Source organism: Maribacter sp. R86514 (assembly GCF_044597005.1).
In the GTDB taxonomy this organism is placed as follows: domain Bacteria; phylum Bacteroidota; class Bacteroidia; order Flavobacteriales; family Flavobacteriaceae; genus Maribacter.
The window spans coordinates 2621632-2638759 of sequence record NZ_CP138999.1; the positions used below are offsets into that span (position 1 = coordinate 2621632).

Genomic DNA, 17128 nt, shown 5'->3' on the forward strand with positions numbered 1-17128 from the left:
ATAATTTACCTACAGAACTATATTATCTCTATAAATTTTTTACATTTAAGACAACCAATCCAAACCACAAAATTTGCAACGTATTTTTACCTCAGTCTTTTTTGTACTACTACTCTATTCATGTATAATAAATGCACAAAAAAATTATTTGGGAAATACTCTCAATAGTATTGATCAAATTATAGGCTTACAGAACACAGAATTATATAATGGAACAAAGTATGTTGAGTATTACAGGACCATTAACGAAAACCATAAATTTTTTGAGAGCAATGACTTTTTAATAGGAAGTTTAGTCTATAGCAATCAATATTATGGCAATGTTCCTTTAAAATATGATTTAGATGCTGACGACATATTACTTGACATCTCACATCTAAAGAAATTTCCTGTTTTAAAACTATACAAAAATAGACTCAGCGAATTCAGTATTAAAGGTAAAAAATTCATTAATATTGGTGACAAAATTTCTAAAATCACCAAAGGATTTCACGAAGTGTTATGGTTTTCTGACGATATAAAGCTTCTTAAAAAACACAAAAAGGAAAAGCTTAAAAGATATTCTACAAAATTCGTTCATTATGAGTTTTTTGATGAAAGCAGTTACTTTTTCGAATACAATAATCAGATTTATTCTTTAAACAAAAAAAGTGATTTACTAAGAGTGTTTCCAGTATATAGAAAAGAAATCAATCAACTTTACAATAAGCGTTTGGTAAAAATAAATCCAAAAGAAAATTATATTTTAATCTTTGGAGAAATACAAAAATCTTTTGAAAAATGAGAAATTTTGCACAAATAACCATTCTCATTATTCTCTTGGTATTAAGTCAATCTGTAAACGGACAAGAAAGGAAAGAGAGAAAACTTTTCTCGGTCGAATTCGCCGATGTTGGCATGCAAGAGGTTTTTAATGTTCTGGAAAAAGAAACAGGCATTCATTTTTATTATAAAAAAAATTGGTTAGAAGACGAAAGAGTAAAATATGTTGCAACCAATAAAGAATTAGAAGAAATTTTAGAAAATGTACTAACAGGTACAACCATTAACTATTTTAAGTATTCGGATACTCAAATTGTACTAACCGAAAATAGCCTTATCTATGACAATTTACCAAGTACATTTTTTGGAGCAAAACGCGATACTATAGTTAAAGAAAGTATTGTTAGAATGCAAAGACCTGTTTATTTTGATCAACCCAAACAATCTAAAAGCATAGTAGAAACGATACGTATCGGTAAAGAAAACCTAAATCAACCAAATGACGATTTTAAAATTAGCGGATATGTAGTCGATGAAAAAACTAAGCAACCTCTACAGAACCTTACTATATCTTTAAATAATAGAACAACAGGTACCACCACTGATATTAACGGTTATTATGAATTAATGATACCGCTTGGTGAAAATTTTCTTAAATATAGTTCCATAGGAATTGAAAGCGCAGTCAAAAGAGTTATAGTTTATAGTGATGGCACATTAGATGTATCATTAAAAGAAAGCATCGAATATTTAGATGAAGTAGTCGTGGCAGCAGATGCAAATAAAAATGTTGAAGAAGCATTAACAGGTAGCACATCAATTGTAGTAGAAGAGACCAAGAACATACCTCTAATTCTGGGCGAACGCGATGTGCTAAAAGTAGCAACCACCTTACCGGGAATTTCAACTGCAGGGGAAGGCGCAGCAGGTTTCAATGTACGTGGTGGCTCAACAGATCAGAATTTAATCTTATTAGACCATGCCGTTATTTACAATCCTTCCCACTTTTTTGGAATTTTTCAAGCTGTGAATCCGTTTACAACAGAAGACTTACAAATTTATACTGGTGGCATACCTGCTCAATATGGTGGCCGGTTATCTTCAGTTTTTGACATTACCTCAAAGAATGCGAATACTGAAAAGTTTTCAGGTGAGGCTGCAATTGGACCTGTAACTAGTAATGTTGCTTTAGAAATACCTATTATCAAAGAAAAATCAGGTCTCTTAATTGGAGGCAGGAGCACATACTCAAATTGGATCTTACGCTCACTAGATGAAGAATCCTTAAAAAACAGTGAAGCTTCTTTCTACGATGCAATTGCCAAATATAACCACACTATAAACGAAAATAATACACTCAAAGCTACTGGATATTACAGTAATGACAATTTCAGTATAACATCAGATTCAATTTTTGGCTACAATAATCGTTTATTTTCTTTGGATTGGGAGCACAAATTCAATGAAAAAAATACCGGGCAATTAACCATTGCCAATAGTAAATACCAATTTAATATTGAATTTGATGGTGCTTCTAACAATGACTTTGATCTAGGTTTTAGTATAAACGAAACAGAATACAAGTTGCGCATGAAATACCTGCACAGTCAAAAACATAAATTCGATTATGGCATCATGGCGAAATTTTACAGAACACAACCAGGCTATCTTGCCCCATTAAACGAAGATTCAGAAATAAACAGTATAAATATTAATGAGGAACGTGCTCTAGAGTCTGCAATTTATCTCTCCGACAATTATAAGGTTAGCGATAAATTCTTAATTGACATTGGTCTTAGATATTCCTTTTTTGCAGCTTTTGGAGAACGACAAGAACGTATTTATGAAGAAAACGCACCCAAAAACGACGAAACCCGTTCTGATACCGTAAACTACGATAATGGTGAATTTTCAAAAACATACGGAGGGCTTGAAGTAAGACTGGCCGGGCGGTATTTACTAAAAGAAGACTTATCTCTTAAAGCTAGTTATAACCGTACATTTCAATATATACACAGACTTTCAAATAACACCACAATTTCACCAATTGATACTTGGAAGTTATCAGACAACAACATTAAACCGCAATTGGGCAACCAATATAGTATTGGATTATTTAAAAATATAGATGCAAACACTTATGAATTAAGCATTGAAGGCTATTACAAGACAGCAGAAAACATTCTTGATTTTAAAGTTGGATCAGATTTACTTTTGAACCAAACTATTGAAACCGAAACACTACAGGGTGAAGGGAAATCCTACGGTGTAGAATTTCTTGCGAGAAAAAATTCTGGCGCATTAAATGGTTGGATTTCCTATACCTATTCGCGATCTTTTTTAAAGCTAGACAGTGAGTTTGCCGAAGAACGGGTAAATGGCGGAGCATTTTTTAAAACCAACTATGACAAGCCGCATGATTTCAGTGCTGTTCTTAATTATAAATTTACCAAGCGTTATAGCGTCTCTGCCAACTTCGTATACCAAACTGGTAGACCTGTTACCTTCCCTATTGGAAGATATAATTACAATGAAGCTGAGTATGTTTATTATAGTGACCGTAACGCATTTAGAATTCCAGATTATTACAGACTAGACCTAGGCATTAACATAGAGGGCAATCATAAACTAAAAAAAATTGCGCACAGCTTTTGGAATATATCCGTATATAATGCACTAGGCAGAAATAATCCTTATTCGGTATTTTTTGTTACTGAAAATGGAGAATTAAAACCTTTACAAAGTTCCATTTTCACTATACCAATACCCACAATAACCTATAATTTAAAATTTTGATGCATAAGACAATTCTCCGTATTCTTTTTTTAGGTTTTGTTCTTTGGGCACTTTACAGCTGTACAGAACCTTTTGAGTTTGATGATGAACCCACTTTTGAAAGTGCACTTGTTATAGAAGGAAGGATAACAGACCAAAATAAAACTCAGAACATTCTAATATCTCGTTCATTTCCTTTAGATACGGTTATTACTTCAGTAGAACTTGGGGCTAGTGTCCAAATAACTGATGATAACGGGCGTATTTTTAATTTTGACGATATGGGCGATGGTAGTTATAACTCAAGCTTTCCTTTTGCCGCTGAACAAGACCGATCATACACATTGAGCGTTACTACATCAAATGGAAATTCTTATGTTTCAGAACCAAGTAGCATTAGGGCAAAATCAAATATTGACGAACTTATTGCTGTACGTGAGTTTAAAGATGATTTAGAAGAAGGGGTGTTTATATATCTTAACAGCTTTGATCCGACAAATAATGGCAACTACTATTTATATGAATATGAAGAGACCTATAAAATAATCACACCCTTTTCTTCAAGAGGTTTTGAAGCTTATGTAGTTTCCCCTTTACCTACTCCCGCGGTTGATTATAGATTATCTGATGAGGTTTCAGCTATTTGTTATAGTACGGATATTTCCAAAAGTATAATTCAGACATCAACAATTGAATTAGGTGAAGATAGAGTTAGTAGATTTCCCGTTCGGTTTATTGATAGGGAAAACTACATTTTATCACATAGATATAGCATACTAGTTAAACAATATGTACAAAGTAAAGAGGCGTTCACCTATTACGAAACCCTAAATACCTTCTCCAGTTCAGAAAGTTTGTTCTCACAAATACAGACTGGTTTTTTAGAAGGAAACATTCGCTCACAACAAAACAATACTGAAAGGGTTATTGGTTTTTTTGAAGTAAATTCTGTTGATGAAAAACGATTGTTTTTTAATTATGAAAATCTTTTTCCAGGTGAAGAAATTCCAAACTACATAATTGACTGCAGTATTGTTTCACCTCCATTGGTAAATGAAGCCGGAGGTTCTCCATTAATTAGTTTAATAGATGCAAATGGTGTAGATTTTTTTAGTGAATACGACGGTGAAGCTAACGCTCTTAATTTGGACATTTTCGGTCCATTCTTAATGACACCTGCAGGTTGTGGGGATTGTACTCGATTTAGTAGTAAAATTGTCCCAGATTTTTGGGAAGAATAACAAGAAAATGAAATACACAATACTCTTATTTCTTTTATTATCAACAGGCAGTATGCTTTACGGACAGACTGATGACGCTGATCTAAATAATATACCTGAAGAAACTGCTTTTATTCATACAAATACAAATTTATCGTTTGCCGGAGAATATCTTTACTACAAATTTTATTGTGTAATATTAGAATCAATGTTACCTAGTAAAATTAGTAAAGTGGGTTACGTAGATGTATTAAACGAACAAAATGAAATAGTTTTTCAACATAAGCTAGTTCTAACAAATGGTTCAGCCTTTAGTGAGTTCTTTATACCCGCAGACTTACCTTCCGGTAATTACAAACTCATTGGGTATACCAACTGGATGCGAAATTTTGGACCTAGTTCTTTCTTTAAAAAAGACATTACAGTACTTAATCCTTATTTAGGCAACCAAAATGTATTTCTTGGAGAAGAGCTTAAAAATGATTCATTTGTAAAAACTACGTATTCGAATAAGAAAAACAGCGCAAATAATAAAATCATTAACTTAAAAATTGATAAGAACACTTATAACAAGCGTGAGAAAGTGAAACTAAAAGTTTCATCTGTTCTTGGAACAAAATTATCTGGAACATATTCTATATCGGTAAGAAAAATAACTACTCTTGATAATCGCATTGATACCATCACAAATTTGATAATGAGTAACAACAATCATAAGAGACCCTCATCTTATCCTTTTTTACCAGAAGCAAGAGGCGAATTTATGTCGGGTAATATAGAACAAGAAAAAAATACGGTTCAAAAACTAATGATTTCATTTCCTGGAGAAAATAATTCTTTTCACGTTACAACAACAAATATTAAAGGTGATTTCACAATACCGCTATCAGCTAGAAATAACAATGAAAATATGTATATCCGCCCATTTTCAAGTACCGGTAATTTTGAAAAAATCAGAATAAAAAACAAACAAGATATAGATTACGGAAACGTTATTTTCAATTCCTTTTTTATAAATAGAAAAATGAAGGACCTTATTATTGAACGAAGCATTCATAACCAAATTGAAAATGCATATTTTGACAGTAAGCCAGACTCCATAATTCAAACCAAACCTATACCCTCATTTTATGACGGAGAAACCACAGAGTATATATTAGATGAATACACAAGGTTTACTACATTGAAAGAAACATTTATAGAAATATTAAAACTTATTTCCATAACAAGAGATGACAATGGAAAAACAATTTTCAAAATAATTCCAAAGTTACCTTTACTTGACTCTGGTATTTCTTCTTTGGTTCTACTAGATGGGGCTTACATTCATGACCATGAAAGACTTTTGACACTACCATCTAAATCAATTGAAAAAATTACCATTGCCAGAGATCAATATCTTTATGGATCACATAGTTTTCAAGGGGTTATGGACATAAGAACTTTTGAAGGAGATTCCTATAAAACATACTTGGACAATAAAACACAACGTTTCCCAAACAAACAATTCAGAGCCAATAAAAATTATTACAAAGAAGATTATTCGGGAACCAAAAAAGAATTGAAAAGACACATTCCAGATTTTCGAAGTCAATTAGCATGGATTCCTAATATAGAAGGCTCAAATGCTAATTTTAGCACTAGTTTCTATACATCTGATATTAGCGGGGAATTCGAAATCGTGATAAAAGGATTTAGCGAAAATGGACATCGTATTCATGCTTCAGAATTGTTCATTGTAGAATAAATAAGATTTTTGAGGTTACTTTTTTTTTAGCAAACTATCTGTAACTGAAATTATTTCCGATGAATTCTAAACCTAATTCATATTAGACAACCAACAACCTAAACTAATTTTCTACGCGTTTTCATCATACGCTCTTGCATTATTTTTGCGTATAGAATCTGATTTTCCTCAATTTGTCTTTCCAAAGATGACACAGCTTTAACAGCCTTTTCTTTAATAACACCTTCTATTTTGGAATCTTTCTGATTTGTAGGACTTTCAATTGTTAAATCATTTAATAAAGAGTTCAACTCATTAGAAACTGAATTTTCAGAAAGAGATTGCTTATTTACTTGTTTTGCACTAGACTTAAATAGATTTAAAAACATAAGGCGATAAGATTTTGGGTTACATTTAAAACGACCTAAATATGATAATAGTATAAATTAAGTAATCTTTTTCTTACAATAAAATTATTTGAAACAAATTTTACAGTACTTCAAACTACTAATTCACAATATTCTAAGGCTTTAAAACAAAAAAATCACTTACGAAATCCCTATTTTAGGGCACTTATAAATACTATTAAAGCAAAAAGAGTGTTACCTAATTACAGAATCTACGTTTATACCCTATGAATAAAAACTGGTACGTACTTTATATAAAACCAAAAAATGAAAAGAAGGTGGCCGAAAGGTTGTCATCTCATCAACTAGATGTTTATTGCCCTATGATCAAAGAAGTGAAGCAATGGAGCGATAGAAAGTAGACAATTGAAGTAGCTATACTTAAATCTTAAGTATTGGCAATAATTTTAAATATCAGTAGATAAAAAGTTTATCCATCTCAAAATTTTATATAAAGCCAGTCAAAATATAGTATTGAAAACAAAGGAATAAATTAATTGTATTTTTTGAGAGTACAACAGGAAAAATTTAGAAATAAGAAGAAGTAAATAAAATCAATTTCATTCCTAAAAATACATTTCCTTTTTTTAACCTATTTTTTAATGAAAAAGAGAAACTAAAAGTGAAATACCATTAATTACTAAATTTTGCCTTCAACAAATGTTTAGCAAAAACACCACCATAATAAATATAGCGTCTCCACATTCTTTTAGGCTCTTTTAAAAGACGACCAAACCACTCTAAACCTAAATCTTGCCATATTTTACCAGGTCTTTCTACCGTACCTGCATAAAAATCAAACACAGCCCCTATAGAACAAATGATTTTAGCATCGAGCACATCTTTATTTGCATAACACCATTTTTCTTGCTTTGGCGCAGTCATACCTACAAATAATACATCTGGGCTAAAATTGTTCACCTCCTGTATCATTTTAGCGTTATCTTCTTCTGTAAAGTTAGGTTTGTAAGGTGGAGAATAGCTACCCACTTTTACATTAGGGTAATCTTCTTGCAGTCTAGCCTTTATCTTAGCTAAAGTTTCGTTAGAAGCGCCTAAGTAAAAACAAGAACCACTTATCGCATTTAAGCGTTTTAATTGATAGTCATGAAAATCAGCACCAGCTATTTTTTTTACCTTAACACCATTTAACCACTTTGATGCAAATACAACACCTACACCATCAGGTAAAAGAACATCACTATTTAAAAGTGCTTCTTTAAATGCAGCATCTTCTTCTGATATACAATAGGAGTATTGATTAATAGTACTTACCAACAACTTCGATTTTAGAGGCAGTTTATCTAAAGAAGTATTAAACACAGGATATCCCAAGCAAAAGACTTCAGTTTTTTTTGGTGTTATATTCATTGGGCTACTATAAAAAGCATGGAACATGTATTTCATTTTTAAGCCTAAAAAACTATTTAATCTCATTAATCAAGCATAAATAATAGTTGCAATTATAATTGCATTAATCATAAAAACTAGGTAAATATATTATATATAAGGACAATCTATGTATAGTTTCGTTAATCTGTTATGGTTTGTAGTTTTTATGCAAAAAATTTTAAAACATTAAATATACAAGTGGCATTATAGGGTTAAAAAAATATACAAAACACAAAAGAAAAGATTACTGTAAAAATATACAGGAAGACAAAATATACCTTTTAGAAAATTGTAATTAGCTAATTATTAGTAATAGCCGTTAATCGAACTTACAATATCAAAGACAACATAACATAAGAAACCTAGTTATCTAAAAAGAATAGGCATTCAAACTAAATAAGAATTCATGTATTCATGGTTTGGTGAAAAAATTAGAATTATGGCTAAAACTAGACTTCAACCTATGTACTTTAATACTTCATTATTATTTTCAATCGTATTAGTATTCCCTTTACTCCAGCTAGGATCTTGTTCGTCTGACTATGATATTCTTAGCGAATCTATTATTAAAGATGCCACAAAAGAAGAATCTATTTTTATTCCAGTTCTTCAAATTACCGAGTTTATCATTCAATCTATAGATAACACTGGTTTAAACTCAGACATTGTAGGTGTTATAGATGAAGAAAAAAATCTAATATATATTGACATTGATACCAGTAGCACATCTACGCTACAACTAAAACCTACCATTACCGTAGATTCTGCTTCAACGGTAACACCAGATACCGGCACTCCACAAGATTTTAGTGAAGAAGTCACCTATACGGTAACGACTGAAAATGGAGAAGAAGAAAACTATACCGTAATACCTATAATCGTAGAACCTGAGAATGTTGAACCCGAGATTGTAGAAACGCCATGTTCTAGCAATCGTGAAGATTCTGGCCCTATTATAGTTACTGAACATAATCAGCGTATAGAAAATCTGCATATAAAAACATCAAATCAACATGGTATAGAAATCAATGGTTTTACCAACGTAGTAATATCTAATTGTATCATTGAATACACTGGTGCTTATATGGGAATTAAATTCTCTGAAGCAGATAACTTAACTATTGAAAACTGTTCTATAACTTATACAGATGCCCCTTCTAGTGGTCCTTTAGCAGATGCTACTAGAAATTGCATTGAAGGATTTGATTCTCAAAATTTAGTGATTACGCGTGTAAAAGTTGAGGATGGCTCTACAGGTATTAGATTAGATCAATGTGACGAATCTGTATTGACCTATATTGAAGGCCATAATATGAGGGGTCCTTTTCCTAGAGGGCAATTAGTACAATATGATAAATGCATTGGAGGATTATTGGAGTATTTTTCAGTAATCAATGACAGGGAAATTGCGTGGACAGAAGATAATATTAGTATCTACAAAAGTGCAGGTCAACAGATAAAAAACGGCTTGATAGTGGGCAACAATAGTCCTAGGGGTGTTGGTGTGATGATTGAAGATCAAAATACCGAAGGTGCACGTGGCGGTATTGGCGCTCTTGTGGAAGATGTTGACTTTTTACAGATGGGTAACGGTGTTGCATCTTCAGTTGAAGGTTCTGGGAATGTAACCTTTAATAGATTGCGCGCCAAAGATATCATATGTGGCGAATTAGGTCAAAACAGAGGACAAGCTGAATCTAACGCTCTCATATTTGCAGCTTTTGAAACTACAGGTGGTAATAAAATAATCGACTGTTTAGTTTATGATTCATGTAACCCTACAAATATCATTTGGCCTGAATACAGTTTTGAAGTTGTAGACTATAGGGATGATATTGATTTTGAACCTAGAGCACCCATTGTACTTGATTTCAACTGTAATGCAGCTAATTAATACGAATTGGCAGGATTATAGTTGGACCTATAAATTTTAAATTATCCTTCAGAAGAGTACCCAGGAATTCGTAAAAAACTTAATATTTTTCTACGTAGAATTGTCTTCTTAAAAAAGTCATTAAAATATCTTCTATCTGCCTTTATATTCCTAATTACAAAATTAGGATGCGTTAAGGGAAATTTTATTTCATGGGCTTCATTTTTTTGCCTTTCGTCATTGGCACTTAAAGTATGCGTAGCATCTTCACCGAAACCAAGATTTTTGATCATATTTTGATTCGGAATAATAGACAATCCTGAATTAATCAGTTTCGTATAGTCCCACTGATAGTCCCACCAAGAAACTTCTTTGGCATTGATTGTTTTTTCAATCTTGCTAAGTCGGTATTTCTTTTCTATAAAATTAGAGAAGTATTTATCAAAATACCCTTTCTTTTTTAACTCCGGATAGGTAGAAACCTCATAATCATAATGTTTCCATGCCCTACGCCAGCTTGCCCAACCCCACTCATGACTAAAATAAGAGAAGTAGTAAGAGTACTCAGAATCTGACACATAGCCATTCTGAAAATTAGAACCACCAATGTGCATTATCTGGTTATTATCTCTATATTTTTCCAATAATTCTGAACAGAATCTAAAAAAGCTTTCTGAAGGCAAACAATCATCTTCAAGTATAATGCCTTCTTCTTCGTTTTCAAAAAACCAATCAATTGCTTCTTTTGGTCCTAGACCACAACCAATATTTTCTTCCCTAAATAAAGTTTTGACCTCACAGTCCCAATCTACTAAATCTATTATAGCTCTAGTTTCTTTACAACGTAGGTCATCCTTACCATTATTTCGTGGTCCGTCTGCAGCAACATAAAGTTTTTTAGGTGCCGCTTTGCGTATCATTTCAAAAACCTTTTTTGTTTGTTCAGGTCTGTTGAAAATGATAAATAGTACTGGAGCTTGTGGTGTAGATGTTCTCATTTTAAATAGTCTTCATTTTTGAATAATTGCCAAATAATAGGGAACAAGGTCTTACCCCACAACAATATAAACGCTTGTGGCAGGTGTAAAGGAAAATGTGCTTTAATAAATTGTAAATATTCACTGTAAGATAGTCCTGTAGGACTATATAAGTACTTAATTCTATCTTTTAAATTACTTTTTTGAGTTAACCAGTTTACGCCATGATCGTTAACACAATATCCGCAACTTGCACTTGAAATATAGGTGCTTATACCACTTTTCAAAGCCTTTAATGTATAATCAAAATCTGCGATACCATGGGTGTAGCTTTCTGTAAGCGAACCAATCTCTTTATATACTTCTTTTGGCACCAACATAATATTGGCATTACCCATTTCGCATTTTTGAGGAAACTCATTATTAGGTACTAACATTTTACTTTTAAAAGTGAGCTTATTTAAAAGCTGATGACCACCATATGAAATTTTCTTTGAATCTGGATCTAAAGTAGGACCTACAATTATACTCTTAGGTTCATTTATATACGCTAAATCACTGAACAATCTGGTAATAGTATCTTCAAAAACGATGGTATCATCATTTAATAGCAAATAGTAATCTGTATTTTTTTCATGGTCATTTGCAAATTTCCAAGCTTTACGCATACCGCCTGCCCAAAACAGGTCTCCTGAACCTTGTATGATCTGAAGATTATTAAATTTTCCTTGTAAATATTCTGTCGTACCATCGGTACTACCATCATCTACCAAGAAAATCTTCAATGCGAAGCCATCATCTAAAGTACATTTAGATAGCGCTTGCAAACAGCTATACGTTTTCTCCTTACGGTTGTGACACGTAAGTAAAACAGTAATTAATTTCTTATCATTAGTTGACATCATCTCTAATTTATTTCAACTGTTAAGCTGGTAACTTTCGATTTTTTCTCATTTCAACATACACCTGATAGGGCGCTACTATTAATCCGTTGACATTCGTTATCACAATTGCCATACATATTCCAAATATTCCATATTCCAATTCTACCGAAAAGAAATAGGCAATAGGCACAAAGAATATGATTACAAATATGGATATATAGAACTGTAAATTTACTTTACCCATACCGTTCAATACACTGATAAATATTTCTGAAAAACAATTTGATAACACAATAAGGACAACACCCAATGAGGTTATAAATGGTATGGTTATAATATCACCAATCCATAAATTGTAAATAGTAGGCGCAATTAATAATACTATAACACAACCTACGGCAATAACGACCCAAATAAGTAGCAGTTTCTTTATTAATTTTTTAATCCATGTGTAATCATTGTTTACTTGTGCATTGGTGACCGAACTCCACACCGGACTAAGGATAATACCAAACACCAAAGAAGCAACGCTAAATAGCTTAAAAGCAATATTGAACTCGGTTACTTTTTCTGGAGTAAAATACTTACTTATTAAAAAGTTACTCGTCTGAAACTGCACCATATATGCAATGTTCAAAAAGAAAAATTTGATACCCAATGAAAAGATAGACCTTAGAGTATCCGTGGTTGGTTTTTCTATTTTTTGTATTAAATCGGGTCTTTGTACTACAAAGAAGTATGCGGTAAAAAGAAAAATAGAAAGTACATTACTACCCATAACCACAAAACCTAAATTGAATAAAGAAGGTTCTGAAAATTCCCTTAAATACAGAATACCAATTAGGCCAAGTACATTACCCAGTAATATGGTTCTCGCAATCATTGCCGGCTTTTGAAGGGCAAACTGTATTGGATTATAAATTTGAAATATAAATTGTAAGCTAAAAAAGGAAATTAAAAGAAAAATCAGTTGTTGTAGTTCCGTTCGATAAGATGCGTCTACCCCTAGAAATTCATCCCAATTTATTTGATCTGTAAATATGACGTTTAATATGAATATGATGGTTGAAATCAATATTAATACAGCCGCAGTAGTATGTACCAATTTTCGCTGCTCTTTAATATCATCTAAGGCTACAGCTTCTGAGAATTTATTTCGCAATCCGTTACCAAATCCAATATCCAACAGTGTAAACCAAGTTAATACAGAGCTTAAGGTTAACCATATACCATAACGTTCGGCATTCACGAAATTAATAACCAAAGGAACAAACAAAAAGTTTATAGCGGTACCCAAACCCCTTAAGATCAAGGATGAAAAAACATTCTTAATCAACAGACTGGTTCTAGAATTTCCTTGGAAATACGATTGAACAGTTACCCTTATGGAATTAAACCTTTTTATCATTATAAATTATTAGGTTTTTGCAATTCTAAATATTTTGTTCTGTAATTAAAGGATAAAACCGAAAAATCTTGATTCTTAAATGTTGGCAAGAACATAAATATGACGCAAATAGGCAACATTAATATGGGTTCCCCAAAACTCAGAATCAGTAAAATCAGTATGGAATACATAACATATTCGGTTTTACGGAGATACATCTTGCATAAAGTACCATATCGATACAATAATACAAAGAGACCTACAACACCGAATTTGGTTATAAAATCCATTATACCATTCGATATATTGATATTGTATTCATATTTGTAATACTCGTCATATTGGTTACTAACGCCTAAAAACAACTTCCAATCAAACTGCTCATAAAGAAAAATTACACTAGCGAATCTATTTAATGGAATTTGTCTTTGTACATCGTCATAATAGGTAGATAATTCCTCAATTCTTTTAAGATCCCTTATATCTTGGTCATAAATTTCAACTATTTTTTCTCCTAATAATGGTACATTGGGAATTGCAATGGCCAATAAGATTACAAAAGCAATAATGGTTACTTTGCTTCCCTTATTTAACACTCGGTATCTTAAAAAAAATAACAGAGACACCCCCAAATACGCTGTGGTTGAAACTGTTGTAAGAATCGCAAGTGTAATAATAAATGCTTCTTTATTCAACTTAAAATCATTCATTAAAAAATTGAATAATAGCGCTATGGTTAAAAATGAACCGAAAGCCCCAGGCTCCCAACAAAAACCAGAATTTCTGTAATAATGAACAGTATCGTACGTAAATATTAAAAAGTTGGAATATCGTAAGGAATATGTTTTTACGGTAATACTTTCAAATGCTGCACCTATTGCCTTTAAAATTGCACCATCTTGATAAAATTGAAGCACATAAAACACAAGGGATATCATTGCCAAATGTGAAATTACTTTTACCAAATAGTATAGTGTCTTTTCCTTTAGAATCAAACAGAATAGGTAGGATGTTAATATGAACTTGAAAAAATAGAATACATCACTCTTTAAATAATCTATAGGTAGTTGATTTAATTTGAATCTAACTAAAACATAGATGAAAAAAATTGCACTACTTATTATAAAAAATTGCACGTCTTTCTTCTTTACCCTATTAAAATAAAGGGCAATAATTATCATAAACATCTCAAAAACAAACCATGCTAAATTAGATTTAACTAAGGTGCTGGCTTTAGAAGCGAATATTAAGAAAAATAAAGTGACGATGTAATATATATTCATACTCGTTTTACCTTGAGCTTATATTTATAAATAACTATTTATTAATAGAAACATCGTTCAAAACTACCATTGGGTTCTTGAACTTTTCATTTATTCTAACGTCTTCTATAATACTTAAGTCATCTAATTTAGAGTGTTTAGCACGTACCATATACAAACAACAATCTGTATACTTTGAAAGCGCAAGGGTGTCTGCCAACTTGCCAATTGGTGCCGAATCAATTAAAATATAATCGAACTCTTGTCTCAATTGAGCTATTAACTCCTCCATTTTCTGTGAACCAAATGATTCTAAGCCATCAATTTTTTCAGATCCTAAACCAATAGCAAATAAATTCGCATTGTCTTTGACGGGAACTAAAATATCATTGACGGTAATGGTACTAAAAGGTTGATTTAAGTAATTGGAAACTCCGAATTCCTTTTTTGTTTCACCTAGAGTTTTAATTAATTCCGGGTTATGTTTATCTAATTCTAAAATCACCACTTTAGAGCTTGATGATGCCAATGCTACACCCATGTTAGATGAGAAGAATGTTTTTCCTTCTCCTTTAATTGCAGAGGTAACCAAAACAGTCTGCACCTTCTTTTTAGACAGCATAAAATCTAAGTTCATTCTCATCATTCTAAATCCTTGAGCCAGGGCACTTACTTCCTCCCCTTTCTCTATTAAATTTTTTCTAGATTTATTATGAGCTATTTCACCAATTACAGGTACGCTGGTTCTCTTCTCAACATCTTTTTTATCTTTTACTTTAGTGCTTAAAAAGTCTCTTAAATGAATTATACCAATAGGTAGTGCCAAAGCCATTAATAAGGCTATCAATAAGAATAGTTTTTTACTTGGCGATCCAGATTTGTAATCAGTAATAGCTTTATCTATTACGATAAAATTATCTTGTTTTACCCCTACCATTAATGCAGCCTCTTCCCTTTTCTGCAATAAGTATAAGAATAGGTTCTCTTTAATACCTTGTTCCCTGCTTATTTCAAGTAATTGGCGTTGCATTGAAGGTATACTCTGTTTTTTTTCCGCAAATTGATCAGACCTACTCTTAATACTAGAAATAGTATTACGTAGACTTCTTTTTGAAGAAGAAAGGCTACCCAGAATATTACGTTTTAGTTGCGATAATTGGTCTCTAATATCGACCATTCTCGGATTGTTTTCAGGTACCGTTCTTTGCAAGCTTTTTCTATCGATTTGTAACTTGTTATAACTATCTATTAAAAAAGTAAGGTTAGAACTTGAAACACTTAAAGAATTGATAGTAGATTCATTATCGCCCCTCTTCAAATTACGTTCAATTGAATTCAGTACTTTCAGCTCAATTTCAGAATCTACTAATTTGCGATCATAATCTATCTTTTGTTCAGAAAAAGAATTTGCATCTAACTCTACATTAGCCAATTCATTTTCCGTTTTAAACTGTGCAACGTTCATATCCACTTCACTAAGCTCTGCAGAAAGGGTATTTAAACGATTATCTATAAATTTTACGTTTTCTAAAGCGATGGCATTCTTTTCCAAGTATGCTTTTTGACCATACATTTCAACTAGAACATTAATAATATCTTCTCCCTTTTCAGGATTCGATTCTTTCAACTCAATGTTTATAACAGAAGCATCTTTATTTATCACATAAACATTCAATGCCTTTTTCACATAGTCGTGAGCCAATTCATCAATATCCCTAAATTCAACTATAAACTCCTTATCTTTTGAAGTAGCTTTCTCATTTTCTACAAGTTGAAAGATCCCGTATGGTTTTTCAATTTTATAGCCGTAATTATATTTGTTATAACCATGAGAAGAGCTCGCTGTACTTGAAGCTTCTGAAGCATCTTCAAACTCTTCAGAAATGCTAAAACTATCATTACCTTCAATTTTAATTTTTAAGGTAGTTTCATATGCAAGTGGAAATAAGGTATCTACTACGACCTTAAAAGGCAATTCAGATCCGTAAAGTTCATTTTTTGGAAAAGCATCCGGAGCCGTAATTTCACATTGCAATGACAAACTATCAAGTACAGAACGCATTAAATGAACCGAAGTAAGTACTTCAATTTCATTGTTGACTTTTTCTGAATTACTAAACGGATTATTGTTCACCAAGTTATTACCGGAAGCATCGATATTTGAGGTTTCGTTCTTCAATAGTATTTTACTCGACACGTCATAAGAAGTATCTACAAATTGCAAGGCAAGAATTGCCAAGCCTATGAAAAAAATCAAAGAAATCAAGAATAATATCCAAGATTTAAGGTATTTGCTAAATAGTGCTTTCAAATCAAAATTTTCTCCACTTTCTTTGGAAGCCATTTGTGAATCGAAATATTCCTTTTCAGTCATTATATTCAATTTTATATGGAAAACAGGCTTTGGTTTACTTAAACGATTTATTGTTGGTTAAATCACTCAAAGTTTTAGCTAAGCTGTTT

Annotated in this window: 13 protein-coding genes; 6 read left to right on the top strand and 7 right to left on the bottom strand. The window is 31.9% G+C overall.

Going from position 1 to position 17128, the window contains the following annotated elements:
* The first annotated feature begins 148 nt into the window (after positions 1–148).
* Genes SJY30_RS11505 through SJY30_RS11520 form a run of 4 tightly spaced genes read left to right on the top strand, consistent with a single transcriptional unit; the run spans position 149 to position 6504 of the window.
* Complete coding sequence (locus SJY30_RS11505; RefSeq protein ID WP_396632319.1) at positions 149–784, top strand: hypothetical protein; 636 nt, start codon at positions 149–151, stop codon at positions 782–784.
* Positions 781–3558 carry a TonB-dependent receptor domain-containing protein gene (locus SJY30_RS11510; RefSeq protein ID WP_396632320.1) on the top strand — a complete coding sequence of 926 codons (2778 nt, stop codon included), beginning with the start codon at positions 781–783 and terminating at the stop codon, positions 3556–3558. Before SJY30_RS11505 ends, SJY30_RS11510 begins: the two co-directional genes overlap by 4 nt.
* Entirely contained in the window at positions 3558–4778 is a 1221-nt protein-coding gene (locus SJY30_RS11515) for a DUF4249 domain-containing protein (protein WP_396632321.1), read from the top strand. Before SJY30_RS11510 ends, SJY30_RS11515 begins: the two co-directional genes overlap by 1 nt.
* A gap of 7 nt (positions 4779–4785) precedes the next feature.
* Positions 4786–6504, top strand: a complete 1719-nt coding sequence (locus SJY30_RS11520; RefSeq protein ID WP_396632322.1) for a hypothetical protein — start codon at positions 4786–4788, stop codon at positions 6502–6504.
* A 98-nt stretch (positions 6505–6602) separates the two neighbouring features.
* Here SJY30_RS11520 and SJY30_RS11525 read toward each other — a convergent pair whose 3' ends face one another.
* Positions 6603–6872 (bottom strand): hypothetical protein, encoded by a 270-nt coding sequence (locus tag SJY30_RS11525; RefSeq protein ID WP_396632323.1) that lies wholly within the window; start codon positions 6870–6872, stop codon positions 6603–6605.
* Between the two features lie 245 nt (positions 6873–7117).
* Here SJY30_RS11525 and SJY30_RS11530 point away from each other — a divergent pair, with 245 nt between their 5' ends.
* Entirely contained in the window at positions 7118–7252 is a 135-nt protein-coding gene (locus tag SJY30_RS11530; RefSeq protein ID WP_396632324.1) for a transcription termination/antitermination NusG family protein, read from the top strand.
* Positions 7253–7523: 271 nt separating this feature from the next.
* Here SJY30_RS11530 and SJY30_RS11535 read toward each other — a convergent pair whose 3' ends face one another.
* Positions 7524–8288 (bottom strand): WecB/TagA/CpsF family glycosyltransferase, encoded by a 765-nt coding sequence (locus SJY30_RS11535; RefSeq protein ID WP_396632325.1) that lies wholly within the window; start codon positions 8286–8288, stop codon positions 7524–7526.
* Positions 8289–8688: 400 nt separating this feature from the next.
* Here SJY30_RS11535 and SJY30_RS11540 point away from each other — a divergent pair, with 400 nt between their 5' ends.
* Positions 8689–10176, top strand: coding sequence for a right-handed parallel beta-helix repeat-containing protein (locus tag SJY30_RS11540; protein WP_396632326.1), 1488 nt, complete (start codon positions 8689–8691; stop codon positions 10174–10176).
* 41 nt (positions 10177–10217) lie between these two features.
* Here SJY30_RS11540 and SJY30_RS11545 read toward each other — a convergent pair whose 3' ends face one another.
* The 5 genes from SJY30_RS11545 to SJY30_RS11565 all read right to left on the bottom strand — a co-directional run bounded on the left by SJY30_RS11545 (position 10218) and on the right by SJY30_RS11565 (position 17039).
* A complete protein-coding gene (locus SJY30_RS11545) occupies positions 10218–11153 on the bottom strand; it encodes a nucleotide-diphospho-sugar transferase (RefSeq protein WP_396632327.1) in 936 nt (311 codons plus the stop codon).
* Positions 11150–12037: a glycosyltransferase family 2 protein gene (locus SJY30_RS11550; RefSeq protein WP_396632328.1), complete on the bottom strand. Its 888-nt coding sequence runs from the start codon at positions 12035–12037 to the stop codon at positions 11150–11152. The genes SJY30_RS11545 and SJY30_RS11550 overlap by 4 nt, the downstream gene beginning before the upstream one ends.
* A gap of 19 nt (positions 12038–12056) precedes the next feature.
* Positions 12057–13424, bottom strand: coding sequence for a lipopolysaccharide biosynthesis protein (locus SJY30_RS11555; protein WP_396632329.1), 1368 nt, complete (start codon positions 13422–13424; stop codon positions 12057–12059).
* Positions 13424–14398 (bottom strand): hypothetical protein, encoded by a 975-nt coding sequence (locus tag SJY30_RS11560; protein ID WP_396632330.1) that lies wholly within the window; start codon positions 14396–14398, stop codon positions 13424–13426. The genes SJY30_RS11555 and SJY30_RS11560 overlap by 1 nt, the downstream gene beginning before the upstream one ends.
* 322 nt (positions 14399–14720) lie before the next feature.
* The gene (locus SJY30_RS11565) at positions 14721–17039 is read right to left on the bottom strand and encodes a GumC family protein (protein WP_396632331.1); all 2319 of its coding nucleotides are present in this window, start codon (positions 17037–17039) and stop codon (positions 14721–14723) included.
* Positions 17040–17128: the final 89 nt, after the last annotated feature.